17 protein-coding genes are annotated in these 25,920 nt (G+C 49.8%); 12 read left to right on the top strand and 5 right to left on the bottom strand.

From position 1 onward, the window contains the following. Positions 1–37: 37 nt before the first annotated feature. From EFA69_RS14790 to EFA69_RS14765, 5 genes are all read left to right on the top strand, one after another. The gene (locus EFA69_RS14790) at positions 38–811 is read left to right on the top strand and encodes an SDR family oxidoreductase (RefSeq protein WP_123133872.1); all 774 of its coding nucleotides are present in this window, start codon (positions 38–40) and stop codon (positions 809–811) included. A gap of 905 nt (positions 812–1,716) precedes the next feature. Further along, positions 1,717–2,556, top strand: a complete 840-nt coding sequence (locus EFA69_RS14780; RefSeq protein ID WP_148041370.1) for a TlpA family protein disulfide reductase — start codon at positions 1,717–1,719, stop codon at positions 2,554–2,556. Between the two features lie 264 nt (positions 2,557–2,820). Next, the gene (locus tag EFA69_RS14775) at positions 2,821–3,387 is read left to right on the top strand and encodes a Crp/Fnr family transcriptional regulator (protein ID WP_123133869.1); all 567 of its coding nucleotides are present in this window, start codon (positions 2,821–2,823) and stop codon (positions 3,385–3,387) included. 77 nt (positions 3,388–3,464) lie between these two features. Continuing rightward, positions 3,465–4,202 (top strand): SDR family oxidoreductase, encoded by a 738-nt coding sequence (locus tag EFA69_RS14770; protein ID WP_123133868.1) that lies wholly within the window; start codon positions 3,465–3,467, stop codon positions 4,200–4,202. Between the two features lie 302 nt (positions 4,203–4,504). Next, entirely contained in the window at positions 4,505–4,912 is a 408-nt protein-coding gene (locus EFA69_RS14765; protein WP_123133867.1) for a VOC family protein, read from the top strand. A gap of 92 nt (positions 4,913–5,004) precedes the next feature. Here EFA69_RS14765 and EFA69_RS14760 read toward each other — a convergent pair whose 3' ends face one another. Then, on the bottom strand, positions 5,005–5,997 hold the full coding sequence (locus EFA69_RS14760) for a GlxA family transcriptional regulator (RefSeq protein ID WP_123133866.1): 993 nt from the start codon (positions 5,995–5,997) through the stop codon (positions 5,005–5,007). Positions 5,998–6,224: 227 nt separating this feature from the next. On the opposite strand from EFA69_RS14760, the gene EFA69_RS14755 reads away from it, so the two are divergent. After that, entirely contained in the window at positions 6,225–6,677 is a 453-nt protein-coding gene (locus EFA69_RS14755) for an SRPBCC family protein (RefSeq protein ID WP_123133865.1), read from the top strand. A 281-nt stretch (positions 6,678–6,958) separates the two neighbouring features. Then, complete coding sequence (locus EFA69_RS14750) at positions 6,959–7,483, top strand: SRPBCC family protein (protein WP_123133864.1); 525 nt, start codon at positions 6,959–6,961, stop codon at positions 7,481–7,483. 132 nt (positions 7,484–7,615) lie between these two features. Here EFA69_RS14750 and EFA69_RS14745 read toward each other — a convergent pair whose 3' ends face one another. Further along, complete coding sequence (locus EFA69_RS14745; protein ID WP_183906804.1) at positions 7,616–8,212, bottom strand: porin family protein; 597 nt, start codon at positions 8,210–8,212, stop codon at positions 7,616–7,618. 665 nt (positions 8,213–8,877) lie between these two features. Here EFA69_RS14745 and EFA69_RS14740 point away from each other — a divergent pair. Then, positions 8,878–11,691 (top strand): choice-of-anchor Q domain-containing protein, encoded by a 2,814-nt coding sequence (locus EFA69_RS14740; RefSeq protein ID WP_221175753.1) that lies wholly within the window; start codon positions 8,878–8,880, stop codon positions 11,689–11,691. Between the two features lie 353 nt (positions 11,692–12,044). On the opposite strand, the gene EFA69_RS14735 is transcribed toward EFA69_RS14740, so the two are convergent. After that, positions 12,045–14,867 (bottom strand): DUF4961 domain-containing protein, encoded by a 2,823-nt coding sequence (locus tag EFA69_RS14735; RefSeq protein WP_183906803.1) that lies wholly within the window; start codon positions 14,865–14,867, stop codon positions 12,045–12,047. A 194-nt stretch (positions 14,868–15,061) separates the two neighbouring features. Between EFA69_RS14735 and EFA69_RS14730 the strand changes: the two genes are divergently transcribed. After that, a complete protein-coding gene (locus EFA69_RS14730) occupies positions 15,062–17,083 on the top strand; it encodes an alpha amylase C-terminal domain-containing protein (protein WP_123133861.1) in 2,022 nt (673 codons plus the stop codon). A gap of 190 nt (positions 17,084–17,273) precedes the next feature. Here EFA69_RS14730 and EFA69_RS14725 read toward each other — a convergent pair whose 3' ends face one another. Further along, positions 17,274–18,635 carry a glycosyltransferase family 4 protein gene (locus tag EFA69_RS14725; RefSeq protein WP_183906802.1) on the bottom strand — a complete coding sequence of 454 codons (1,362 nt, stop codon included), beginning with the start codon at positions 18,633–18,635 and terminating at the stop codon, positions 17,274–17,276. A 239-nt stretch (positions 18,636–18,874) separates the two neighbouring features. Between EFA69_RS14725 and EFA69_RS14720 the strand changes: the two genes are divergently transcribed. Next, a complete protein-coding gene (locus EFA69_RS14720) occupies positions 18,875–21,280 on the top strand; it encodes a glycoside hydrolase family 31 protein (protein ID WP_123133859.1) in 2,406 nt (801 codons plus the stop codon). Positions 21,281–21,416: 136 nt separating this feature from the next. On the opposite strand, the gene EFA69_RS14715 is transcribed toward EFA69_RS14720, so the two are convergent. Further along, positions 21,417–23,213 carry a glycosyltransferase gene (locus EFA69_RS14715; RefSeq protein ID WP_123133858.1) on the bottom strand — a complete coding sequence of 599 codons (1,797 nt, stop codon included), beginning with the start codon at positions 23,211–23,213 and terminating at the stop codon, positions 21,417–21,419. 405 nt (positions 23,214–23,618) lie between these two features. Here EFA69_RS14715 and EFA69_RS14710 point away from each other — a divergent pair, with 405 nt between their 5' ends. Further along, on the top strand, positions 23,619–24,053 hold the full coding sequence (locus tag EFA69_RS14710; RefSeq protein ID WP_123133857.1) for an acyl-CoA thioesterase: 435 nt from the start codon (positions 23,619–23,621) through the stop codon (positions 24,051–24,053). 110 nt (positions 24,054–24,163) lie between these two features. Further along, positions 24,164–25,750 carry a M20/M25/M40 family metallo-hydrolase gene (locus EFA69_RS14705; RefSeq protein ID WP_123133856.1) on the top strand — a complete coding sequence of 529 codons (1,587 nt, stop codon included), beginning with the start codon at positions 24,164–24,166 and terminating at the stop codon, positions 25,748–25,750. Positions 25,751–25,920 lie beyond the last annotated feature (170 nt).

Raw genomic sequence — 25,920 nt, 5'->3', positions numbered from 1 at the left:
TATTGTCTATTGCTTTGCAACTCATTTTAAAAGCTATATGGAAACTCTATCAAAAGGACAAGTTGCCTTAATAACAGGCGGAACAAAAGGCATTGGCAAAGCTATAGCCGATAAATTAAGCAATGCAGGAATGCAGGTGGTGGTAACGGCACGAACTGCGCCAAAAGAAAACACCACCGGACAGTATTTCATTTCCGCGGACCTTGCCTACCCCGACAGTGCAGAAAGAGTTGCAAAAGAGATTCTGGAGAAATATGGCAGGATAGACATTATCATCAATAACGCAGGTGCTAATTTAAGTCCGGCCGGTGGTTTCAGCGCTCTTTCTGATGAACATTGGAACAATAATTGGCAACTCAATTTTATGTCAGCTGTTCGTGTTAACAAAGCGTTGTTGCCAACAATGATTGAGCAAAAAAGCGGTGTAATCATCAACATTTCTACCGGTGCCGCAAAACAACCCATTTGGGAAATGACAATGTCTTACTCTTCTGCAAAAGCAGCGCTGAATGTTTACAGTAAAGCATTGGCAAACGAATTGGGCGCCAAAGGAATACGGGTAAATGTTGTTTCACCGGGAGTGGTAGAAACACCGTTGATGTTGGAGTTCATTGAAAATATGGCAAAATCTTCAGGCATCACATCAGATGAGGCGTTTAAAGCAGTAATGGACAAAGTAGGTGTTCCAATGGGTAGAATGGCAGAACCCGAAGAAGTGGCTAACCTGGTAGCATTCCTTGTTTCTTCGGAAGCTAAATATATCACAGGCACCAATTATTCAGTTGATGGCGGTGCATCACCCACTACCTAAACAACCGAAAGAAATACGGCTGGTAACAAGGTATTGCCGAATGCGGGGCTGAGCGGTTTCAATTAGGCCTATATCCAAAGCTCTCCTTTAGTTCTCTGATTAAACATTTGGGCTAAAAATCCCCCGCCTTCGGCAATACCTATCCCGTTGGGCATCATATTAAAAAGAAAATGTTCTTTCAAAAGAAACATAACAAACCTGTAATCGACTCAAAAGGACTTGATCTATTAGAACTACATTCCGACAAAAGTGTGAATGAATGTTTTGGGAACGTACAGAATATTTCTAAAAATAATACTGTAGAATTATCGATTGAAGTAGAGGACAATTCACCTCCCTCGCATGAACAGGTAGAATTATTAAAGCGATTCTCCAAAGAAATTGAAAGCACAGAGCGGGTAATTTATAAATACATTCAAGATTGTTTTGAAGGGCAAAGTGGCAAAGCGCTGAACAGGACTTGAAAAAAATGTATTTTCTATCTACTATTACACTGAAGAGTAAAAATGTTGATATATGGTTTACTCTTGAGCCACAGATAGACACCCCAACGATTTTTAACTTTCTTCCACGGCTCACCATGAGAAACAATTAAATAGTTTGGAGCAACCTCAAATAAATATGTAGCCCAACATTATATAAAAAGCACGCATATATGTAGAATAACAACTAAATATATAGATATTTAAACATCGGTATTATTTACCTCATGTACTAGTCGTAGTAAGTCATGAGATATTTATAAATAAACATATAAGAAAATTTAATTTTTTTATTCCATGAAAAGAAATATTGAACTGGTTGTTTTAGTTATTCTATATATGCTATTGGGCACCTTTATCATAAATAAGACTGATGAAAGGTCTATATTCATGTTGCTCTATAGTTCTTGCTTATATATAAGTATGGGAGCCATATTCTTCGCAAACCTTTACTTTCTATTTTCTTTATTTCAAAAAGGGCAATTAAAAAGGTATCTGCTGCTAAATCTTTTCCTTCTGGCCATAACTTATTTCACCTCGGCTTTTTTATATGCTTCTTGGATGGCCGACGTTTTCAAAAATAAATTTTTAGTTTCCCATTTATTCCACCCCACCATTGTACAGGATAGTTTACCGTTACTAGTCTTTGTTTTATTCTTTAGCTTTATCTACGCTGGTATTAAACATTTGATACTAGCCCGGAAATTCATCTTGTTAAAAAAGATTACCTTTTATTCTATCGCTGTTATTTTTATTATTGGTGCCGTTTTTTTTATCAATATGCAAATGGACCTGAAATACAAGGGAGACCAGCAGACCATGTTTATTGAACATCAATACCAAAGCTTAGATGAAGTGCTACAGCTACCGCAGTTCCGGAGTAAGGTGGTATATATTGATTTATGGTATAGTTCCTGCTCGCCCTGTATTCAAGAATTTCAGCACTTAGTTAGCCTAAAAGAGCAGTTGAAAGGGAAAGAAATAGCATACCTGTATTTAGCCCGTGAGACCAGCCATCCCAATAGTCGCCAACGCTGGATAAACGCCGTAAAAAAGTATAACCTTCAAGGTTGGCATATTTATATGAGTAAGCCACTGGAACAACAAGTTTGGAAAACTATTTTAGGAAATCAGCAGGATAGCACTACGGCTGCTTATCCACGATATTTGCTTTCTGATAAGAATGGGAATCTTGTTTCGTATGATGCTAAAAGACCTAGTACCGGTAAAGTAGTTATTGCACAGATCAAAGCTTTATTATAATCACTGCAGATAACTTCTTAGAGAATTACGCCGCGCAACAACACCTAAAAACCATTGAAACGCTTTTAGTCAAACCGATAAGCGTATTACATAAAAAATATGAGTCCACTAAGAATTTTGTATTTAATTTATTGTGGAACCTGTGTTGTCGCTACTTTAGTATTGTTCGCACGCCTCAAGCTTGTATTAGTTAGCAGTCATTGAACCGGTCACTTTTTACCTAATGGTAAACGCATTAAATTTTATCTTGCCTACCTTTCATCTATGAAAGAATTAATTGAATACATTTTGCAGTTTGGCAACCTGAACGGACAACAAATTAATCTGATCCAGAAAAAGGCGACAGAAATACAACTTCATAAAGATTCCTACTTTTCTGAAGCAGGTAAAACTCCCTCACAAGTTGGTTTCATTATAGAAGGGGTAATCCGGGGCTGCTATTACAACAACAAAGGAGAGGAAATTACACGTTGCTTTGTTAGTGAGAACAGCTTAGTAGTTGATTATGTTAATTTTGAGGCAAACACTTCCTCTTCTGAATACTTACAGGCCTGTACTGATTGCAAACTCATTGTTTTTTCTAAACAAAACTGGGAAGAGCTTTCCCATACCATTGTGGGTTGGGATGCTATAAAAAACAAGATGGTTCAAAGTTGTATGTACCAAAAATCCAGAAAGGGACCAGTCGTTTCGCAGGATGCCACTACCCGTTATCTAGCATTTTTAGAGAATTACCCATCGCTCTCTAATCGTGTTCTGTTGGCTCACGTTGCATCATATCTGGGGGTTACGCAACAATCCTTGAGTAGAATAAGAAACAATATTCGCTAAACGTCTTTTTATCAATTGGTAAATGATTTCATTTTTGAACGTGGCACTTTTGCTTAGTCATCATAAAAAATGAAAAAATGAAATCAGCATTAATTACCGGAGCCAACAAAGGCATTGGCTTGGAAACAGCAAAGCAACTTTTAAAACAAGGCCTGTTTGTCTATGTAGGAAGCCGTGATCTTGAGAAAGGAAAAGCAATTATAAATAAATTATTGAATGATGGCTTTTCAAACGTGCAGGCGATTGAACTAGACGTAACTAAACCCGACACCATTTTAACTGCTAAGAATATTATTGAAAAAGAGCAGGGGCATTTAGATGTGCTGATTAACAATGCCGGTATTAGTGGCATTGTTCCGCAAAATGCACTTGAAACAACCACAGACCATTATAAAGAAGTGTTTGAGGTCAATTTATATGGCGTTATAAATGTGACTCAAGCTTTTATGGATCTATTGCGCAAATCGCCGGAACCAAGAATTGTGAACGTGAGTACCAGTGTGGGCTCTCTTTCCCTGCAAAGCAATCCTAACTGGCCAGCCTATCATTACGCAAAATATGCGGTTTATGCTGCTTCCAAAGCGGCTATGAATATGTATACGGTTCACTTGGCTTACGAACTGCGTGATACAGCTTTCAAGGTTAATGCGGTTTGCCCTGGATATACCAAAACAGATTTCACTAATTATCTGGGAGGCGAAGTGGAAGAAGCAGGGAAGCGCATTGTTAAATACGCCTTAATTAACCAAGATGGGCCATCTGGCCAATTCTTTAGCGAAGAAAGCAATCCTGAAACGGGTGAAATACCCTGGTAGTTATAAATAGTAAAAACATGAAGCAAACAAACAATCTCTAATGAGGTCTTGTTTTGGAGACGAAGTGTAAACTTCACCCTATTTTTAAATTAACTAAGGTGAAATCTCAGTCTTACCAGAACAAAAAATAGTGCCAGCCGCAAAGAAGCAGTGGTCATCTAACGCTATGACACCGTCCTCTTACCTCAATTTACTACTACCTCACTTGCCGCAAAGCACCCCTGATTTTGGCAGAATTGCACCGCCTCCGCTGGGTATCAAGTCTGTACTTTTGCCTTATCACTATTTAACCAGAAAAGGCCATGGCTACTAAAATTTTCGTAAACCTGCCCGTTAAAGACCTCAATAAATCCATTGCGTTCTTTACCCAGATGGGCTACCAGTTCAACCCTCAGTTCACGGATGAAAACGCCACCTGCATGGTCATCAGTGAAGACATTTACGTGATGCTGCTGGTGGAAAAGTTTTTCCAGACCTTCACCAAGAAACAAATCTGCGATGCGGCCACCCACGTGGAGGCCATGATTGCCCTGTCTGCCGAAAGTCGGGAGGAAGTGGATGCCCTGCTGGATAAAGCCTTGGCTGCCGGGGGTACCTCGCCTGCCCCGCCGCAGGACCACGGCTGGATGTACGGCCGCACCTTCTATGATCTGGACGGCCACCACTGGGAAGTTATGTACATGGACCCCAGCGCCGTTCAGCAAGCGTAATCCATTATAACTACCTCTAAAAGCAGGAAGGGCTTGCCACATAAGTAAGCCCTTCCTGCTTTTAGAACAAAGTGTTGGAGGTGCTGCGTGTTTTACCGCATAATGGGTTCTGCCACTGCCTTGTGGTATTTATTGCGGTATTCCAGCGGCGATATGCCGGTTATTTTCTTAAAAGTGGCTCTAAAGGCCTTGGTATCTGAGTAGCCCACAGAGTACATCACCTCGTTCACATTGTCTTGTGAGGTTTCCAGGCTCAGTTTGGCGGCTTCCACTTTTACCCGTTGCAGGTACTCCATCACTGTATTGGAAGTGGCTTTCTTGAACCGGCGCTCAAAGTTACGGCGGCTCAGGAAAGCCATTTCGGCGAGTTCCTCCACCGTCATCTTGTGTTGGAAATTCTGCTCAATGTACTCCTGCACCTTTTTGATGGCCTCATCATGGTGTTCTTTCTGCCCCTGGAAAATAATGAACGGCGACTGGCTGTGGCGGTCAATGTCAATTTCAAAGATCTTGGAAGCCCGAATGGCCATGTTTCTGCCAGCGTACTTCTCCACCAGGTACAGAATCAGGTTGAGAGACGAGTAAGCTCCACCGCTGGTGTAGATGCCGCCTTCATCGGTGATGATCTTGTAGGGCAGCAGGTGCACGTCTGGGAACATCTTCCTGAACTCATCGGCGGCTAGCCAGTGGGTGGTGCAGCTGCGGCCACTGAGCAGGCCGGTAGAGGCCAGAATAAACGCTCCAATGCACAAAGACACCACATCGGCCCCCTGCCGGTGCTGGTGCACTATCCAAGGCCCAAAATCACGGTTGGCGGCAATGACCTGCGGCATGTCGCCGTGCACGGCCGGGATAATAATTACATTGGTTTTGGAGACCTCCCGCACCACCCGTTCGGGCTGTATGCTGAACAGGCCGTTCGTGATTCTTGCGTCTTGGGTAAGCCCCACCAGTTGCACCTGGAACAGCGGTTCCTGCCCGGTGCGTTGCAGCGCCTCGTTCACTTTGGTGAACATCTTGTAGGTAGCCTCAAGGTTGCTGAAACTAACGTCGCCCTCCGGAATAAGTAGTGAGATGTGCTTCATAGATTAAATCTAACAAGGATTCCTGACGCAAACAACCCCTGCATTTGCCGCAATCGTCCGCCTCTTTCCAAGGTAAATGGCTGTAAATTTGAAACATAGAGAAACACCTCCGGCGGCTAATGTCTGTTTAGGGGCTCTTTTTCTGAAAACAGGGCCAAAGCAGCCACCGCGGCGCATAAAGCACAGCACCCAGTCTTCAAATTATTTCATCACTAAAAAAAATAGCCATGGAAACCGAAAACCTCACCATCCAAAAGTCGCTGGCCATTCAGGCCCCCAAAGAAAAAGTATGGGATGTACTGCTGCAAGACCGCTACACCCGCCTCTGGTACACTGCCTTCTGCGAAGGAATCTATGTTGAAACCACCTGGGCCGAGGGCAGCAAAGCGCTGTTCCTGGACCCTAGCAACAATGGCATGCTCAGTACGGTAGTCACCCACAAACCCCAGGAAGAGCTCACCCTCCTTTACGAAGGCCTGATTGCGAACGGACGCGAAGACCTGGAAAGCGAAGAAGCCCAAGCCATGAAAGGCGGACGCGAAGGCTACTACCTCACTCCCACCCACAGCGGTACCCAACTCTCTATTGAAGCCGATCTGTCACCGGCCTATTTTGAGGAAATGTCTGCCATGTGGGACAAAGCCCTGCTCAAAATCAAAGAATTGGCGGAAGCATCTTAATCTAGCGGGGCTGCAACTTAGACAGCACCAGTTCTGATAGCGGCTACCCATGTGCAGCACAGATTTAAGTCCTAAGGCACGTGCAAGTGGCCCTGAAGATAAACGTCTGTTCCCTTGGAATCTCCCTCTGAATTTCTGAAATTAAACCAAAGATTCAGTCGCTTCCCCTTTCCGTTTAGGGGCTGTTTTTGGAAAAACAGCCCCTAAACGGAAAATACCTCGGCTCCCTGCCGGTGAGCAAATTCTCCCTACAGTAGTCACCTTCACTTAAAGACAATACCATGGAAAATCAAACCCACGCTCCCGCCACCGCCGAAGAACAAGACTTCGTGATTACCCGCGTTTTTGACGCTCCCCGCGAACAGGTGTTCAAGGCCTGGACCCAGGAAGACAGCCTGAAGCAGTGGTATGGCCCCAAAGGCTACACGTTAGGCATCTCTGAATTCAACCTGCAACCGGGCGGCGCCCTCCACTACAGTATTCGGATGGGCAGTGGGCCCAAGATGTGGGGCAAGTTTGTGTACCGCGAAATCAATTCCCCAGAGCAATTGGTGTATGTGAACACCTTTGCAGACGAGGACGGCAATATTACCCGCGCGCCCTTCAGCGCCACCTGGCCGCTGGAAATGCTCAACTTCCTTACCCTTACTGAGCCAGACGGCCAAACCACCCTCACCCTCAGGGGCCGGCCCCTCAACGCCACCCAGGAAGAACGGCAGACCTATGCGCAGGGGCATACTTCCATGCATCAGGCTTTTAGCGGCACCATGGACCAACTGGCTGCGTATCTGGCAAAAGTAAACTAGGGTTTAGCCCGCCACTTACCGTAATAGGTAACTGGTAGAATCTCTAAAGAGATCGCCCTGCGTTTAGGGGCCGTTTTTGGGAAAACGGCCCCTAAACGCAGGGCGATCCTGCTATCAAACAAAAAGCGGTCCTTAGTTACCGATGAGCTTATAGCCGATGCTCAGGATCACCTGTTTGTTTCTGAAGTCTACGCTGTTGTCTGCGTTGGTGTAGGAACGTTTCAGGCGCTCATAACGCACATCGGCGGTGAAACGGGAGATGTCTACCCCGGCGCCCACCTGGTACCCCCAGTCGGCGGAGTTCAGGGACTCTTTCACCTCGTCTAGGTCAGAATCGCTGTCAATGAGCACAGAGGCCACTGGCCCCGCGTAAGCCCGCAGGAAGGATAATTTATACCCCACCAGAATAGGCACATCCAGGTTGGTGAACCCTATTTCCTCAATGGTGGTGTTGCCTAAATCATCGGGCCGGTTGAATTTACCGCCCGAGGAAGACAGCACCGCCTCCGGTTGCAGCATGAACCCAAGAATGTTGAAGCGCGTGAACACCCCGGCATGGAAGCCCGTGATGTTGTCATCGTCTTTGAACTGGGTAAAATTCCCCTTGGGGTTTTTCAGGTCTACGCTGGAGGAACTGATCCCCCCTTTAATCCCGAGGGTGAAGATTTGCGCCTGCGCGGCCAGCCCCGTGGTGAGCAGCAAGGACAATACAAAAACAATCTTTTTCATAACATGAGGATAAATTGATTCTAAAATTATGGTTAAACTAAATAAAATGGTTGGTCTTGTATTTACAAGTATGTTCATTCTCTTTTAGGTGCGCTACCTGGTTATCGGCTGTATTAGCCAATACAGCCGATAACCAGGTGCAAAAGCCCAGGTTAACTTCTGCGATTTCTTTCACTTTACGCTTTCCCCAATTAAGCCAACGGCTGAGACCGCAATGGCAGCTTTCTCTACAGATATTGACATATAAACTTTGTCTCGTTTTAAAAACGGAGACAAATAAGCGTAGGCATTGTTCTTGCCGCAAACCATAGAGGGCTAGTTTTGCACCAAAACAATCGCCTTAATACAAGTCTAGCATCAATAGGTGCAAGAATCAGCTTTGGCCAGCAAGTACGCAGGGGCCTACGTCCTATCATTTTTGCCATACAGGATACCATTACTCTATTTACAATACACCCGACTTATTACGGTCTTTACATTGAATCATGCGACAAAAACTACCTCCCACCCATTTCCGCACAGCCAACTTTCTGCAATGCCTATTCATCTTTGCCTTTTTACTTCTACTGGCAGAACAAAGTTCGGCACAGACTATCCGGTATGTGAAGGCTGGAGGTACGGGCAATGGCAGTTCTTGGCAGAATGCCTCAGGTGCGCTGCAGAACATGATTAACGCCTCCGCGGCCGGTGACCAGGTCTGGGTGGCCGCCGGGGAATATCAGCCAGGGAGTGGTTTCTTCTATATGAAAGAAGGTGTGAAGATCTACGGTGGGTTCAACGGCAATGAACAACATCTGACAGAAAGAAATCATAGAGAAAACCTTACTGTTTTAAAAGGAATTGGCTACAGGGTAATACAAAATGACAGAAACGGTCTTTCCTCCCAGGCCGTGCTGGACGGCTTCACCATTACAGGGGGGAAATCAGAAAGAGGGGCTGGGGTTTATAATTACAACGTTTCACCTACCCTTGCCAACCTCATCATTAAAGGTAACAAGTCAAATGGGCTGGGCGGGGGCATTGCACTTCTTGGTTCTAACTCTACCCTAACCAACGTCACCATCTCAGGCAATGAGGCAAGCTCAGGAGCAGGACTTGAATTAACTCTAGCATCGCCTAAGCTAATCAATGTACTCATAAGCGGTAACCTTTCTACCAGCGGCGGCGGGGGGATTTATTCCAATGATTCCAACCCTATCTTGATCAACACCACCATTGCGGGGAACAAAGCCACTTATGAGGGAGGAGGTATCTATCAATCTGGAGGCAAGCTTACCGTCTACAATACCGTTATCCATGGCAACAGCAGCGTCTATTATGCTAACGAAAGCGGCTTGTATATTAGTATTAGCTATGCCCCCACCTTAGTGATATCGCATAGCTTAATACAAGGCAGAACGGATACCGAGAATGGCAATATCAGTGGCTCCTCAAATCCGCTCTTCAGGAATGCTATTTCGCCAGGCTTGAGCACAGCCGGAGATTACTCACTGCTCTCAAACAGCCCAGCCGTGGACGCAGGCAACGACACGTATTTGCCCCAGGGCCTAATCACTGACTTAGCCGGTAACCCCCGCACCGCCTACGCCGCAGTGGACATGGGAGCATATGAAAACCAGGAAACGAGCTGCCAGGTTCTTCCTCAATCTTTAACCATATTGCCCCAGAGCATTACCATTTCGGGTGCAGAGGCTCTCTGGCTGGCCCCTGCGGAAGGAGTGGCAAACGGTTACCAATATGGCCTCAGTACCTCATCTGCACTTCCGCCGGCGGTAAGCACACTCACCTATACAGAGAACACAACAGCTACTCTCACTGGTCTTTCCCCCAGCACCACTTACTATCTGTGGGTACGTGGCCTCTGTTCCAACACCAACCCAGGAGCGTGGCTGGTGTCAGCTCCCTTCACTACCCTCCCCTACAACGGTCCCCGCTATGTGAAGGCGGGCGGCACGGGCGAGGGCATCTCCTGGGAAAGCGCCTCTGGCGACCTACAGGCCATGATCAACATCTCTAATACAGGAGGCGAAGTATTGGTGGCTAAGGGCACATATTACCCTACACAAACCCAGAGTGGCACTACCCGTACACAGGCCTTCCTTTTGAATAAAGCCATTAAGATCATGGGCGGCTATGATGCAGTTACCGGCCTGCGCGACCCTGTCTCGAACCCCACCGTGCTGAGCGGCAACATTGGCAATCCTGACTTAGAGACCGACAACAGCTTTACTGTGCTTCATATTTCTTCTAATGTTGAGCTTGACGGCTTCACCATCCGAGACGGCTACGCCAGCGGCCCCAGTACGGTGATTGAACGTACCGGGGCTGGCGTTTATAACACAGCCAGCCCAATTGTGCGTAACTGTATTTTCACCGCCAACAAAGCCATTGGCAATGGAGGCAATGGCATTGGTGCCGGCTGGTTCAACTATGACAGCTATGCTAACCCGCAGTTGGTCAACTGCCTCTTTTATGGTAACTATGCCTCCTCAAACGGTGGGGCGCTCACAGCAGATACAGGCCACCCGGTAATCATCAACAGCACTTTCTACGGTAACACAACTGCTAACACCGCCAAGGGCACGCTCAACTTCCTCAATAACAGCATCACCCTGTTCAATAGCATTGTCTATGGCAACACGGGCAAAGGCATTCACTGTGACGGCAGCGGGCAATTCAACATTGCTCACAGCTTAGTGCAGGATGCAACATTACCGTCTGGAAGCCAAGATCTGGGAGGAAATTTACTGGCCCAAGACCCCCTGTTCACCGATCCTGTTAACAACAATTTTGTACCTATCGTTGGCAGCCCCGTACTAAACGCAGGCTCTAATGAACACCTGCCCAAAGGCCTAACCACTGATCTGGCAGGCAATCAACGCCTCCTTAACGGCACCGTGGACATGGGTGCCTATGAGTGGCAGAATAATAACCCGCTTCCGGTAACCTTAATTCATTTTACGGCAAAGCTCCAGGGGAATCAGACAAAACTTACCTGGCAGACCGCTTCTGAGCAGAACAGCAAGGAGTTTATAGTATATCGTGCCACCAATATCCATCACTTCACAGAGATAGCCAGAATACCAGCAGCAGGGTTTTCTTCCATCCGGCAAGATTACACTTTCTGGGATGAGGCACCTGCCCTTGGGACTAACTACTATAGGCTGGGGCAGGAAGACATAGACGGAAGCCAGGAGCAGTTCAACGTCAGAGCGGTTTATTTTTCTCAGGACGAAGACCGTCTTACTCTCTTCCCTAATCCAGCCAGTGAGAAGGACAAGGTAAGGGCACGCTTCAAGGCAGGAAAATACAATCGCGCTGAGCTATTGAACCTGCACGGAAGTGTGCTACAAAGCATTCCTATCAATATGGATACCGCAAGTTTAGAATTGGAGATAGGCCATTATGCCACCGGCACCTATATTCTGAGGCTTTACAGTGAGAAAGGCGCTATCACTGGAAAACTTCTGAAATGGTAAAAGTCTCCCAAAGCCCTCTCAAGTAAGCAGCAGGGCTTTGGGAGACTTTTATTCAGCAACTTTTTTTGCAGAAAGATATGCCTTTGGACTGATGCCCTCGTCTTTGTTGAAGGCTTTGTAAAATCCATTCCTGAATGCGAAAAGCCAGCTTTAAGGGCAAGCCCCTCCAATGTAAGGTTCTGGAGCGATTCCTCCTTTTCCAGCTGTTCTTTCAGGTAAGAGATACTGGTTCACTAAATCAGTAAAAGCAGCAGACCAACAAAATATCTCCTAAGTAGTGCCCTTCTACTTGGCCTGACTAATTGCTTTAGCCCTTGTCACATTGTCAACATTCCGCAGGCAGAAGCCTCTTATTACTGCACTACCACTTGCAACGTTCTCGCGGTACTACCGGTGAGCAATTTGCAGTAGTAAATCCCCGCAGACAAACGTCTTTTACCTTGGGTAGTAAGGCTTTGCGTAATGGTATGGCTGCCTGCCGTTTGTCTGCCCAGCGAGCGGCTAGAAACCAGACGCCCCAGCTGATCATAGAGCTGCACGGTCACCTCAGAAGGAGCTACCAATTGGTACCTCACCTGCACCTCTCCGGTACCGGAAGGGTTAGGGTACAGCACCACATTCTTCGCCAACGATTTCTCTTCTTCCTTAGAGGCTAACAGAATGCTTTGGGTTGTGAGTCGTTTGGTGGTGTACACGCGGTATTCGCCGGGTTTAAGAGCCAGGCTCTGGTTCACATTGGTCACGTTGAGAGACTCGCCGGTGACAAAATCATACCAGGTACCCGTGCGCTGGAACTTAGGATCAATAGTGCCCGCGGTCACGCCAAAGTTACCCAGAACGGCCACGTCCATGTCCTGGTGCTGGATGTGGATGGTTTTCATTTCTCCGCCCAGGTTCAGCGTGTAGGTGCCAGATTCAAACGCAGGTTCCTTGATCTTCAGATTAATGAGGGCCGCGTATACGTTGTAGAGTTTCTTCCGCTCTGCGTTCTCATAGTAGTTCCAGTAAATGGGTTTAGTGCCGGTGCGGCCATTCTGCTCAATGGAAACATCATAGCCCAGCTCTCCAAACTGCCAGATCATCTTAGGACCCGGAATGGTAAAAAAGAATGCTGCCGCTAACTGCATGCGCTGCAAAGCCGTGTTCAGGTCTTTCACCCGGTACGTGCCGGAGGAATTTCCGTAGTTCAGGGCTTCATACATGAGGCGTTCCTCATCGTGGCTTTCCATGTAACCCACCACATGCGGATCGTTCCAGTCGCGCTGTTTGTAGGAGATCCAGTTGAAGTTAGACTCTGAGGTGTACCCCATGGCCGCCTGCTTGTAATTGTGGTGCAGGTTGCCCCAGAGCATCATGCCATAATTGGCCAGCACTTTCTCCTCGCTGTTATCTGCCAGGTGCTCCAGAATGATGTAGGCCTCCTGGTCTACCGTCCAGATGTGGTCGGCCATGCGCTTGAGCAGCTCAATACGGCTTTCGTCGTACTGGTTCCAATCGCTCACGCTGCCGATGGTTTTCTTCTGGGTAAAGCCTTTGGAGAGGTCAAAACGGTAACCATCCACGTTGTATTCCTGCAGCCAAAACTCCGTGACTCTGTCCACAAAGTACTTGGTGGCTGCGCTCTCATGGTTAAAGTCATGGCCCACGTTGTAGTCATGGGTGGGGTCTGGGTTAAACCAGGGGCTCTCCGGAGTGGTTTTGCCGGTAGCGTTGTTGTAATACAGCTGCACCATAGGCGATTGCCCGAAGGAGTGGTTCAACACCATGTCCAGAATGACCGCCATGCCACGCTTGTGGGCTTCGTCAATGAACTGTTTAAGGGCTTCTTTGGGACCGTAGTATTTGTCTGGCGCGAAATAATAGGCCGAGTTATAGCCCCAGCTCAAGTTACCCTCAAACTCCTGGATGGGCATCAATTCAATAGCGTTCACGCCCAGGCGGCTGAGGTAATCCAGGGTGTCGGTGAGGGTTTTGTAGTCATGGTTCTGGATAAAATCACGCACCAGCAACTCGTAAATAACTAAATCTGTTTTCTTGGGTCTGGCAAAGTTGGTCACCTTCCAGGTGTAAGGCGTCTGGTTTGTCTGGAGAATGGACACCATGCCGGTGGCTTTGCCGGTAGGGTAAGGTTTCAGGTTAGGGTAAGTCTCCGGGGCAATGAAACGGTCTTCGTTAGGGTCCAGCGTTTTCTGGGTGTAAGGGTCCCCAACTCTCAGGTTCTCGTCTACCAGGTACTGGTACGCGTATTCCTGTCCGGGTTTGAGGTTATCTAGCTGCACCCAGAAGTTCTTCCCGTCAGCGGTGCGGTGCAGGGGCGTGGCTCCTACTTCCCAATTGTTGAAATCGCCTACCACATAGACACTTTTTTTGCCTGGAGCATACAGATTTAACAAGGCACTGGTGGTACTTAGGTAGGTGGCTCCGTCTTTGGCATTGGCTGGCAAGGCCTGGGTTTGGGCAGCGGTGCGCACTACATAGTTAAAAGAATCAACGGCGGTGGTACTTCCATTCTGCGCAATCAATTTGACTTTGTTGGCCCCCGGCTTCTCCGCTTTCAGATTGGTTTCCAACGTAGTGGCGGCCGACACTTCCTTCACCTTCTCCCCGTTCAGGAACAAGGAAATGGTGGAGCTCACAGACGCGCTTCCTTTCACCTGAATGGTCTGGTCCTGGTCTACAAACAAGCCGTTGATGCCCACCGTGGGCTGCGTGAACGACACATTCACCGCTCCGGCGGCATACAGGTTCACCTTGATGTCTTTCCCACCGGTGTCTTTGCCTTCTTTGCTCCCGTCACTGTTCCGGAACACGAACATCAAAGCTGTGATCTGCTCAGCCGCTGCTACATTATAATACGTGCGGGGCGTGAGGGTAATGCGGTACAGGTTATTCCCCAAGGACTCCATCTTGGCCGCCGGAGTGTTCGTCTTCCAGTCGGCTTTCACGTATTTCCAGTCAGAATCAGAGGTACTCAGGTTGGTGAGCACCCCGGTATGGGCGTAGACATCGCCGGTTGCGTTAGCCAAACCGCCGGATCCTTTGGTGGCATCAAAGGTGATGGTAACAGGTTCATTCTGGACAGGAAAGGCGGGCGAAACCGTCACTACCTGTGCCTGTACCGCTTGCACTATGATCAACAATAGCAACAAGCCAAGCAAACGTAACGTAGTTTTCATGCAATAGGCATTGGTTATTTAGAAATGAAGGACAATCTCAATCTTAGGAAATCGATTTCTTTGCGAATCTATCAAATTTTACCGGCAGTAGCATTTATTTTTTAACAAGTTTTCAGCCGCTTATCCAATTCAACTTGAACAGTTGCTCCTTAGAACAAGGAAGCGTAACTTAACCCACATCCAATCCTGCATCTATGCCCAAAGCAACCCCCACTCTCCCGTTGATTCAGTTAGACAGTTGGCTGGCGCCCTATGCCCCACAGCTTCTTCAGCGGAAGGCTCGTTTGGAAAAGACGCAGCAGGCTATTGCCCAAGATTATGGCTCCTTGCCAGACTATGCGGTTTGGCACCAGCAGATGGGGCTCCATTATGAGCCGCAGAACAAGGGCTGGCGCTACCGTGAATGGGCTCCGGCCGCGCAGTCGCTCTCCCTCATAGGTGATTTCAATTTCTGGGACCGGGCTGCCCATCCCTTAAAGAAACAAGAGAACGGTATCTGGGAAGTTTTTCTTCCGGAAGACCAAGTGCAGGTCCAACACGGGCACCGCTACAAAGTACACGTGATTGGCGCCACCGGCGAAGGCCGCGACCGGGTTCCGCCCTTCACCACCCGTGCCGTTCAGGACCCCGAAACGTATGATTTCTCGGCCCAGTACTGGGCACCGGAGGAGCCTTACGCCTGGTCAGATGCTTCATTTGACCTTCGCCAGCTGAACCAGCCCCTAATTTATGAATGCCATGTTGGCATGGCCCTGGAGAAGCACGGCGTGGGCACGTACCGCGAGTTTGCCGATGAGATACTGCCCCGCATTGCTGCCACCGGCTACAACTGCCTGCAGTTGATGGCTCTGGCAGAGCACCCTTATTATGGTTCTTTTGGTTACCATGTCTCCAGTTTCTTTGCCCCCACCTCAAGATTTGGCACCCCCGAAGATTTAAAATACCTGGTGGACCGTGCCCATCAGCTTGGGTTGGCCGTGATCATGGACCTCATCCACGCCCATGCCGTGAAAAACGTAGCGGAGGGGCTAGCTGATTTTGATGGTTCCGGCGGACAGTATTTCCATACCGGCAGAAGAGGTCATCACCCCGGCTGGGATTCCAAATTATTCAATTATGGAGTGCCTGAGGTGCGTCGTTTCCTGTTGTCTAACGTGCGGTACTGGCTGGAGGAATTCCATATTGACGGCTTCCGGTTCGATGGAGTCACGTCTATGCTCTACCACCACCACGGCGAGGGCGTGGCCTTCGGGCACTATGACCGTTATTTTGACCAGGGTGTAGACGAAGACGCCATTCTCTATCTGCAACTGGCCACCCACCTTAGCCATACTTTGAAAGCGGGTTCCGTTCTCATTGCCGAAGACATGAGCGGTATGCCGGGCCTCTGCCGCCCGCTGGAAGACGGAGGCATTGGCTTTGACTACCGCCTGGGCATGGGCATACCAGATTACTGGATTAAAACGCTCAAACATAAACGGGACGAAGACTGGAATCTGGACGAAATCTGGCACGAACTCACCAACCGCCGCTCTGGCGAGAAAACGGTGGCCTACGCCGAGTCCCATGACCAGTCGCTGGTGGGTGACAAGACCATTGCCTTCTGGCTCATGGACAAAGACATGTATTTCAGCATGCGCACCATAGACCAGAACCCGGTCATTGACCGAGGCATTGCGCTGCACAAACTCATCAGGCTGCTCACCATGTCCTTAGGCGGCGAAGCTTACCTTACCTTCATGGGCAATGAATTTGGGCATCCGGAATGGGTAGATTTTCCGAGGCTGGGTAACAACTGGAGTTACCAGTATGCCCGCCGCCAATGGTCGCTGGTAGATAACAAAGACCTTCGCTACCGGCACATGTGGCAGTTTGAGAAAGACATGCTTACTATGGCGCAACAATACCAGATATTAGCGCCCGGTCCCGTGCACAAGCTCCACCAGGACAACCACAACAACGTCATCATTTACCAAAGGGCAGGCCTGATTTTCCTGTTTAACTTCCACCCCAAGAACTCGGTGCCAGACTATCTGTTTCCGGTGGAAGAGGCCGGTAGTTACTCAGTAGTCTTGTCTTCAGACACGCCGGAGACCGGAGGCCATGATAGGGTAGACACTACTCTTCGCTACTTCACTCAGCCTACCCAATATGGTCCAAGGTTAAGCATTTATCTGCCCAACCGTACGGCCTTAGTACTGAAAAAGGTAGATTGAAATAGTTTGCGTTTAGGGGCTGTTTTTGGAAAAAGAGCCCCTAAACGCAAACTCCTACTCTGGCAAAAAAACCAAAGAAAAGGCCGCTGCGGTATTATCGCAGCGGCCTTTTCTTTGGGGGTAAGCCTTTTAAGAAGAAAAATTCTTGCTAGTCTTTACTCAAGACCTGGCAAAGAGAGATTTTATAGTTTTAGTTCTGTTCCTGTAGCAGCAGCACATGGTGCAGGCTTTCCATGATTTGATCGGCGGTAGATTCCCAGGTTAGTTTCTGAACGGCACGCTGGTTGGCTTCTACCTGCTTCTTGCGAAGGGTTTTATCCTGCAACAGTTGAAGAATGTGCTCGGCCAGACCTTCGGTATCGTTACAGTCGGCCACGCTGGCTTCAGGTAGTACCTCGGCAGCACCGGTCTGGTGCGTGATGACCACCGGCAGACCGGCTTGCGTCGCTTCCAAGGCGGCCAACCCGAAAGGCTCAGACAAGGCAGGCAAACAGAAAACGCTGGAGTTTTTGAGCAAGGCTTCGGCCTGGGCGGGCGGTAAGAAACCTGTAAAGGTAACCGCGTCTTCAATGCCCAAACGGCGCATCATCTGCTGGGCTTCCTCATACTGCGGACCGTGCCCGGCCACCACAAAGCGTACCTCAGGGTCTTTCTTGAGCACCTGTTTGGCTACCTTCAGGAACTGTAACGGACCTTTCTGCGCCACCAAACGTCCCAGGAACGTCACCTGCTTGCGCTTGGTAGACGTTACCGCAGAAGGGGCTACGCGGTCGGCACCGTTGTAAATGACTTTTATTTTCTTGGCAGACACGCCGTACCGCTTAGAGATCATGCGGGCGGTTCTTTCGCTCACGGTCAGGATCATGTCGGCTTCATGCAGGGCTTTGTTCTCCAGTTCATACACCCACCCTAAAGGCTCGCCCACCTGGCGGTCAAAGGAAAGACTGTGCACGTGTACCACCAAAGGCACTTTGAGCTGGGTCTTGATCTCCATGCCGGCCAAAAAAGTCATCCAGTCATGGGCGTAGACTACGTCAATCTGTTTATGGGAAGCCAAACGGGCGGCGTAGCGGGCAAACTGAATCACCTCAAAGTTCATGGTTCCTTTGGCGCCGCTCACAATCTTAATCTCAGGTTTCCCGTCTGAAAACGTTGTCTCTGCCGCCTTAGGCGCTTCAGTTGGAGCAGCTGTATTTTCCAAGCTTGAAACAGTTTCTTCGTCCAGTTCTACCTCTTCTTCCTGGGCACCGCCGGTATAGTACACGTTAGGGTCTTCATAGGGGAACAAAGCAGCCGGTACGCGGTGGGTGGTGGCAAAACGTTCAAAAGTTTTGGCAATGGGGGCCTGTTTTACTTCAGTAAGGTCCAGAGAATTCAAGCCTACCACTTCTGCATGCTGGTCTAGAGCAATATGGTCGGCCTGGGGCACTATCATAGTAAGCTCCACTTGTTTGGCCATTGCTTCGGCTAAATGAAAACAGGCTTTGCCTACTCCTCCATTTAAAATAGGCTGATCTTCCCAGCCTAGCATTAGTACTCGCAATTTTTTCATTTTACTCTTTTCATCTTTATGATGCACGGGGAGAGGTATCTTGTAAAGATAGGTAAGCATTCCTCTTGTTCAAGAAACCCCACATGAATTTTTTACTACTTTATTCTATAAAAGCAGGATTTGGGAAATATTCCGTAATTATTCATTTAATTTTGTGAATTAATACGAATCATACAGTCCCATTTTTTTCTTCTCTCTGTTATTTTTTCATGGACAATAGTATTCAGGACACTAATTATATGATCAACGATCTGGGGGCCAGACGCGAGGAATTCTTCGCCGGGACCGTTACCCAGATAGATACCTCAGAACGCAGCCTCATTCTTCTCTGCGACAACCGCGTAGGGCTGAAAGTGGAGGTACTCTCGCCGCGCATTCTGCGGTTCAAGTTCACCACAGACGGCACCTTCTCCCGGGAATTCTCTTACGCCATTGCCCCGGGCCAGGCGCAGGCACCTACCCGTTTCAAAGTAAAGACTCTTTCTGACCATATCAGGCTTACTACTAAGGAGCTCATCTGTACGATCTCCAAAGTGGGATTGGTTACACGTATTCTGGACAAGTCAGGCAATGTACTCAATGAAGACGAAAAGGGTTTCCACTGGGAAGAGCACAAAGAGTACGGCGGCGACATTGTGAAGATGAGCAAGACGGTGCAAGCCCAGGAATACTTCTATGGTTTAGGCGATAAAGCCGCCAACATGAACCTGCGGGGCAAGCGCTTTGAGAACTGGGGATCAGACACCTACGGTTACACCAAAGGCACTGACCCCTTGTATAAGAACATCAACTTCTACATGGGGCTGCACCGCCGCCAGGCCTACGGAATATTTTTTGACAATACCTTTAGAACCTTCTTTGATTTTGGCAGCGAGCGCCAGGAAGTGAGCAGTTTCTGGGCTCAGGGCGGCACCATGGATTATTATTTTATCTACGGCCCATCCCTCACCCAGGTAACGCAGCAATACACTACCCTTACCGGCACCCCAGAACTGCCGCCCCTGTGGGCATTGGGGTACCACCAGTGCAAGTGGAGCTATTACCCCGAAACGGTAGTGAAAGACCTGGCCAAAGGCTTCCGCGACCGCAAAATTCCCTGCGATGCCCTCTACCTGGACATTGACTATATGGAAGGTTTCCGGTGCTTTACCTGGAGCAAAAGCTACTTCCCGGAACCCAAGCGCATGGTGCAGGAACTGAAGGAAGACGGTTTCAAAACGGTAGTGATCATAGACCCCGGCATTAAGATTGACCATGACTATTGGGTGTACCAGGAAGGCGTGGAAAATGATTACTTCTGCCGTCGCGCCGATGGCCCGCTCTACAAAGGAACCGTTTGGCCCGGCCTCTGCCACTTCCCAGATTTTACCCGCGAAGACGTACGCACGTGGTGGTCTGGTCTGTTCAAAGGCCTCATTGCCGAGACCGGGGTGAAAGGAGTCTGGAATGACATGAACGAACCCGCGGTATTTGAGATTGGCACCTTCCCCAATGACGTACGCCACCACTTTGACGGAGAACCCGGCAGTCACCGCAAAGCCCACAACATTTACGGCATGCAAATGGCGCGGGCCACGTATGAGGGCGTAAAGAACTTCGCCTACCCAGACCGCCCGTTCACTATTACCCGCTCAGGCTACGCCGGGGTGCAGCGCTTCGCCTCGGGCTGGACCGGCGACAATATTGCCTCCTGGGATCATCTGTGGCTCGCCAACATTCAGTGCCAGCGCCTGAGCATCTCGGGTATGTCCTTTGTGGGGTCAGACATTGGCGGGTTCATTGAAACACCGGACGGCGAGCTGTACATCCGGTGGCTGCAACTAGGCATTTTCCACCCGTTCTGCCGCACCCACTCTTCCGGTGACCACGGCGACCAGGAGCCCTGGTCGTTTGGGGAGCCTTATACTTCATTGGCGCGCAAGTTCATTGAGTTAAGGTACCAACTGCTGCCGTACCTGTACACCACGTTCTGGCAGTATGCCACCCAAGGTACGCCTATGCTGCGGCCCCTGGCGTTCATAGACCAAACAGACCCAGAGTGCTTCCACCGCATGGCGGAATTTGCCTTAGGCGACAATGTGCTGGTCTGCCCCATCACGCAGCCAGACGTAGAAGGCCGCATCCTGTACCTGCCGCAAGGCCAGTGGTATAACTTCTGGACCGATGCGCTGGTAGATGGCAAGCGTGAAGTCTGGGCAGACGCGCCGCTGGACAAAATCCCTATGTTCATCAAAGCCGGTGCGGTGCTTCCTTTTTACCCGGTGCAACAGTATGTAGGCGAGCTGGAAAAACCAGAGGTAACCTTGCATGTCTACTACCACAGCAACCCAGATGCCTGCGTGAGCGAACTCTATGAAGACGGTGGTGAAGGATATGGCTACGCCGAAGGCAATTACCTGCACAAGACCTTCCAGACCACGGCCGCCCCAGACGCGTTTACCCTTACTCAGGAACGGGAGGGCAACGGCCAGGATGCTTATTCCCAGTACAAAATTGTGCTGCATGGTTTCATGGCCGCGCCTGTTTCTGTAACGGTAGATGGCCAGGAAGTCACTTTGGAAGCTTCTTCTGAAGAAACCGTGCCCACCCTTAGAGTACCGGCAGCGTTTAAAACACTACAACTTCAGTTAAGCACGAAAGCATAATCAAGAAAGCAGATTGAAGTGCTCAGTAAAAGAGGAGTTTGCGTTTAGGGGCTGTTTTTGGAAAAACAGCCCCTAAACGCAAACTCCTCTTTTAGTTTATGGTCCCTCTCGCTTAGGTAAAGAAGAGTGAAGTTCTTTATTCTTGGCTGGTACTGAGCGCCAGTTGATAGGCCCGCTCATAATGCACCAGCAGTTTCTTCCAGTCAAACATCTCAGAAAGGCCTTCCACACGGTTACGTTGGGAAATACGCTCCCGGCGGTTCATTTCCACGTAATCCAGCAGGTGGTCGGCGAGCTGCTCCGCAGATTCATCAAAGCCCCGCTCATGGCGGTCAATCACGTAGATGCCTTTGTCGCTGTATTTCTTGATGTGCTTCTTCACGTAATCCCCGAAACCAGACAGATCACTGGTCACTGCCGGTATACCGCTGGCCACGCATTCCAGCGGCGTATAGCCCCACGGCTCATAGTAGCTCGGGAAAATACCCAGATGGCAACCCCGCACAAACTGTCCGTACTCCATCCCGAACAGCGGGTTGGTGGGCGAGATAAAGTCTGGGTGATACACTATTTTCACCCGGTCATCGGCGTTGTTCACCAGGTTGGAACTCCGCAGAAAATGCAGGATTTCGTCTGACTGATCGTTGACCAGGTTATGCGTGACCACCGGCGGTAACTGGTGCGTTTTCCAGGACTGGATGGTACGGCGGTAACGCAGTTTCCAGTAATCGTCCACGAAATCGTTGATCTGGGGCAGCTTGTGGTCTGAACTGGTGGCCGCGTCATAGAACAGCCGCTCCCCTATCTGGTCTTTGATGGCCTCGCAGGTCTCCTGAATCTCCTCCATGAGCGCCTTGGAGTGCAACACCCCCGGGTTGATGGAATAGAAAGGCTGCTTGGTCACGAAGAACATCACCACCGTCATGTCGCTCTTGGCTTGCTTCATGCGGTAGTTCAGGCGGGCCAGGGCTTCCAGGGTAAGGTCAAAGCCTTTGTTCCGGTACTCAAACCGGCCCGAGGTGAAGAAGTAAACCGTCTTCTCCAGATCAAAGGGGAAACTCTGGAAGAAGTGCCCCATCACAAACCGATGGATGCGTTTCTTGTACGTTAAGTGCAGGTTCTGGAACTCGTGCATGGCCGTGAACCGCCGGATGTTGAGGCCGTTGGGCAATACCGTGTCCGGAATCCGGTCCAGCAGGTAGATACATTCCCGCACCGTTACCTCGCTCACCGTGGTGAACACGTGGGCTCCGTGGGCCGCCGCCCGCTCTATGGAAACCGCCGGTTCAATATTGAAATGCCTCGCCTCTTTCTGCCAGTCTACGGAGGTGAGCTGGTCATAGAAGTTGGGGTCGTTCATGGCCAGGTAGCGGCCCAGCAAGGTGGCGTGGGTAGTGAACACAATCTTCACGGGCACCTGTTCGCGCCGCAGATCAGGGATGGGTGAGCCCACCATCCACTCGTGGAAGTGCGCCACCACCTGCGCCTTTTGGGCTAAGATGGAGATGAACCGCTTCACCTGCTGCCCAAACGCCAGCACCTGGTTTAAAAGGTCTTCGTTGGAAGTAGGAATCCGGTGGTTCTCCCACAGGAAATACTTGATCTCCCCCAATTGGTTAAACGCACTGAACGGATTGATAAGCACAATGCGCGGCCGCCCCGTCACCAACCAGGTGCCGTAATAGCACTCCACGCCCTGGGCCCGCAGCTCCAGCACCGCCTGCCCGTATACATCTGAATAATCATCTGTAGGCTCAAACTCATTGGCGGCCTGCTGGGGGAAGTAAGGCCCAACAAGACAGTACTGGTCTCCCCAGTATTCAATCATGGCGGGTACTTTGGAGCGGATCACCGTGTAGATACCACCTACTTGGTTACACGCTTCCCAGGCTATTTCCAGAAGATGCGGCGAGGCAGAAGACTTATATTGCATGGGAGGTCATTTTTGAGGTATTTTACTCAAATTAGGTTAAAACGGATATAGAAAAAGCCATTTATTTACTTTTTTTCCTCTTGAAAGTTTCAGGGGCTAAAGCCGTTGTTGCTAATCGCTTTTAAATCAGACAAAAAACTCAATGGCGGGCGCTGTCTTGGCTGCTACCGGCAGGGGTACAAGTGCTTCACATTCGGCCAAAGCCGCCTTTGTTCCCTTGTGCCCGGCAGTCTCCCCTTTTCTCTACCCGCCGCTCCATGCAACCCCTTGGCCGGCTTGGCCGCTAAAAGGGATTTTCTCACGTACTACCGTTTGCCGTATCTTTGATTACGCGTGTTGTCTGTACTTCTTAGTCTGTACTTCTTATTTGGTACGGCCAGCACCCATCACTTAAGACCTACAACTATGAGCATTGTTTATGAAGGGCACGTCATTTGGGCACAGGTAGATGCCAACATGCACCTGCGCCATTCGGCTTACGCCGATTTCGCGGCCCAGGCCCGTATTTCCATGTTAGACAGCCTGGGGCTGGATGTGAAGGCGTTCCAGAAGCTGCACCTGGGGCCCATCCTGTTCCGGGAAGAATTGCAATACCTGCGCGAAGTGGGCATCAATGACACCGTCAAAATCCACTCGGTGCTGAGCAAGTCCCGGCCCGACGGCTCCCGCTGGTCCATCAGGCATGAACTCTACCGCGGCGACGGCGTGAAGGCGGCCATCATTCACGTAGACGGCGCCTGGATTGACCTGTTCAAGCGCAAGCTGGGGGCGCTGCCCGAAGACCTGGCCCAGAAATTCATGACCTTACCCCGCGCAGAGGATTTCGTGCTGGAAGAATAAGCCTTTGCGTTTAGGGGCTCTTTTTCCAAAAACAGCCCCTAAACGCAAAACTCCCCCTTTAATTTGGGCCCTTTGGTTTCAATGTTTCATAGCTTTCCTAATTTAGGGGCATGAAAAGTTTACTACACCCTCCCCGACTGGCGAACAAACGAACGCCAAAGCTCCTGTTGCTGTCCCTCCTCTTCTCAGCGCAGGTGGGCCTTGCCCAAACCAAAGACCCCATAGTGGAAGCCATTGTGAAGGAAGCCACTCAAAATTCCCAACTGGAAAGCCTGGGCCACGAGCTTATGGACCAGATTGGTCCGCGCCTGGTAGGTAGCCCGCAGATGCAGCAGGCCAATGACTGGGCCGTGGCCAAGTACCAAGGCTGGGGCATCAGCGCCCGCAACGAGAAGTGGGGCGAGTGGCGCGGCTGGCAGAGAGGCATCTCCCACATTGACCTGGTGCACCCGCGCCTACGTTCTCTGGAAGGCATGCAACTGGCCTGGAGCCCCAGCACCAAAGGCAAAGGCGTGACCGCCGAAACCATTATTCTAGCCGATGTGGCCGATTCTGTGGCCTTCCAGAAGTGGCTGCCTACGGTGAAAGGCAAACTGGTGCTCATCTCCATGCCCCAGCCCACCGGCCGCCCCGACTACAACTGGCAGGAATTTGCCACCGCGGCCTCTTTTGAGAAAATGAAGGCCGAGCGCACCGCCCAGACCGAAGCCTGGCGCCAACGCATGAGCAAAACCGGCTATACCGCCCGCACCCTTCCGGTTGCCCTGGAAAAAGCCGGTGCCGCCGGTATTGTGATGTCTAACTGGTCGGCGGGTTTTGGCGTGAACAAGATTTTCAGCGCCTACACCAAAAAGATTCCTACCGTTGACCTTTCCCTGGAAGATTACGGCTTGGTGTATCGCCTCACCGCCTCGGGCCAGAAACCCAAACTCGCCATCCAGGCCGAGTCTAAGGAGCGCGGCGTAGTTCCTACCTACAATACCATCGCGGAGATCAAAGGCACCCAGAAACCGGATGAGTACGTGATCCTTTCGGCACACTTCGATTCCTGGGACGGAGCCACCGGTGCCACCGACAACGGAACCGGCACGCTGGTGATGATGGAAGCTATGCGCATCCTGAAGAAAATCTACCCTAACCCGAAGCGTACCATTCTGGTGGGCCACTGGGGCAGCGAAGAGCAAGGCTTGAACGGTTCCCGCGCGTTTGTGGAAGACCACCCCGAGATTGTGCAGAAAATTCAGGCAGTATTTAACCAGGACAACGGTACCGGTCGCGTGGTGAATTTATCCGGCTCCGGCTTCCTGCATTCCTATGAATACCTCAACCGTTGGTTGGCCAAGGTGCCCGCCGAGATCAGAAACCAGATCCAGACCAACTTCCCGGGCATGCCGGGCGGCGGCGGGTCTGACCATGCTTCGTTTGTGGCCGCAGGTGCTCCTGCGTTTTCGCTCAGTTCCCTGGGCTGGTCTTACGGCAACTACACCTGGCACACCAACCGCGACACGTATGACAAGATCGCATTTGACGATGTGCGCAGCAACGCCATCTTAACCGCCATCCTTGCCTACATGGCCAGCGAAGACCCCACCACCACCTCACGCGAGAAAAGCGTGTTGCCGGTGAACGGCAGAACTGGCCAACCCGGCACCTGGCCCAGCCAGAACAAGCCCACCCGCAGAGGCGGTTTAGACTAAAGTACTGTACTGAACTTCGCTAATTAGGCGATAACTATAAAAGCGATTAGGGGCTGTTTTTGGAAAAACAGCCCCTAATCGCTTTTTCTTTTTGGGTTTTGATGGGCTCGTTTTTATGAACAGATAATTGTCTATCTGGTCATAAAACTACAACAGCATATTATTTGTAT

This window comes from Rufibacter immobilis (assembly GCF_003721565.1).
In the GTDB taxonomy this organism is placed as follows: domain Bacteria; phylum Bacteroidota; class Bacteroidia; order Cytophagales; family Hymenobacteraceae; genus Nibribacter; species Nibribacter immobilis.
Note: the sequence above shows the minus strand (reverse complement) of the source record. Positions and strands in the feature narration are given on the sequence as shown.

What these genes read in the sequence shown, in the direction of transcription:
- EFA69_RS14790 (WP_123133872.1), top strand. Translation starts at nt 38, where the DNA reads ATGGAAACTCTATCAAAAGGACAAGTTGCCTTAATAACAGGCGGAACA.
- EFA69_RS14780 (WP_148041370.1), top strand. Translation starts at nt 1,717, where the DNA reads ATGGGAGCCATATTCTTCGCAAACCTTTACTTTCTATTTTCTTTATTT.
- EFA69_RS14775 (WP_123133869.1), top strand. Translation starts at nt 2,821, where the DNA reads ATGAAAGAATTAATTGAATACATTTTGCAGTTTGGCAACCTGAACGGA.
- EFA69_RS14770 (WP_123133868.1), top strand. Translation starts at nt 3,465, where the DNA reads ATGAAATCAGCATTAATTACCGGAGCCAACAAAGGCATTGGCTTGGAA.
- EFA69_RS14765 (WP_123133867.1), top strand. Translation starts at nt 4,505, where the DNA reads ATGGCTACTAAAATTTTCGTAAACCTGCCCGTTAAAGACCTCAATAAA.
- EFA69_RS14760 (WP_123133866.1), bottom strand. Translation starts at nt 5,997, where the DNA reads ATGAAGCACATCTCACTACTTATTCCGGAGGGCGACGTTAGTTTCAGC.
- EFA69_RS14755 (WP_123133865.1), top strand. Translation starts at nt 6,225, where the DNA reads ATGGAAACCGAAAACCTCACCATCCAAAAGTCGCTGGCCATTCAGGCC.
- EFA69_RS14750 (WP_123133864.1), top strand. Translation starts at nt 6,959, where the DNA reads ATGGAAAATCAAACCCACGCTCCCGCCACCGCCGAAGAACAAGACTTC.
- EFA69_RS14745 (WP_183906804.1), bottom strand. Translation starts at nt 8,212, where the DNA reads ATGAAAAAGATTGTTTTTGTATTGTCCTTGCTGCTCACCACGGGGCTG.
- EFA69_RS14740 (WP_221175753.1), top strand. Translation starts at nt 8,878, where the DNA reads ATGATTAACGCCTCCGCGGCCGGTGACCAGGTCTGGGTGGCCGCCGGG.
- EFA69_RS14735 (WP_183906803.1), bottom strand. Translation starts at nt 14,867, where the DNA reads ATGAAAACTACGTTACGTTTGCTTGGCTTGTTGCTATTGTTGATCATA.
- EFA69_RS14730 (WP_123133861.1), top strand. Translation starts at nt 15,062, where the DNA reads ATGCCCAAAGCAACCCCCACTCTCCCGTTGATTCAGTTAGACAGTTGG.
- EFA69_RS14725 (WP_183906802.1), bottom strand. Translation starts at nt 18,635, where the DNA reads ATGAAAAAATTGCGAGTACTAATGCTAGGCTGGGAAGATCAGCCTATT.
- EFA69_RS14720 (WP_123133859.1), top strand. Translation starts at nt 18,875, where the DNA reads ATGATCAACGATCTGGGGGCCAGACGCGAGGAATTCTTCGCCGGGACC.
- EFA69_RS14715 (WP_123133858.1), bottom strand. Translation starts at nt 23,213, where the DNA reads ATGCAATATAAGTCTTCTGCCTCGCCGCATCTTCTGGAAATAGCCTGG.
- EFA69_RS14710 (WP_123133857.1), top strand. Translation starts at nt 23,619, where the DNA reads ATGAGCATTGTTTATGAAGGGCACGTCATTTGGGCACAGGTAGATGCC.
- EFA69_RS14705 (WP_123133856.1), top strand. Translation starts at nt 24,164, where the DNA reads ATGAAAAGTTTACTACACCCTCCCCGACTGGCGAACAAACGAACGCCA.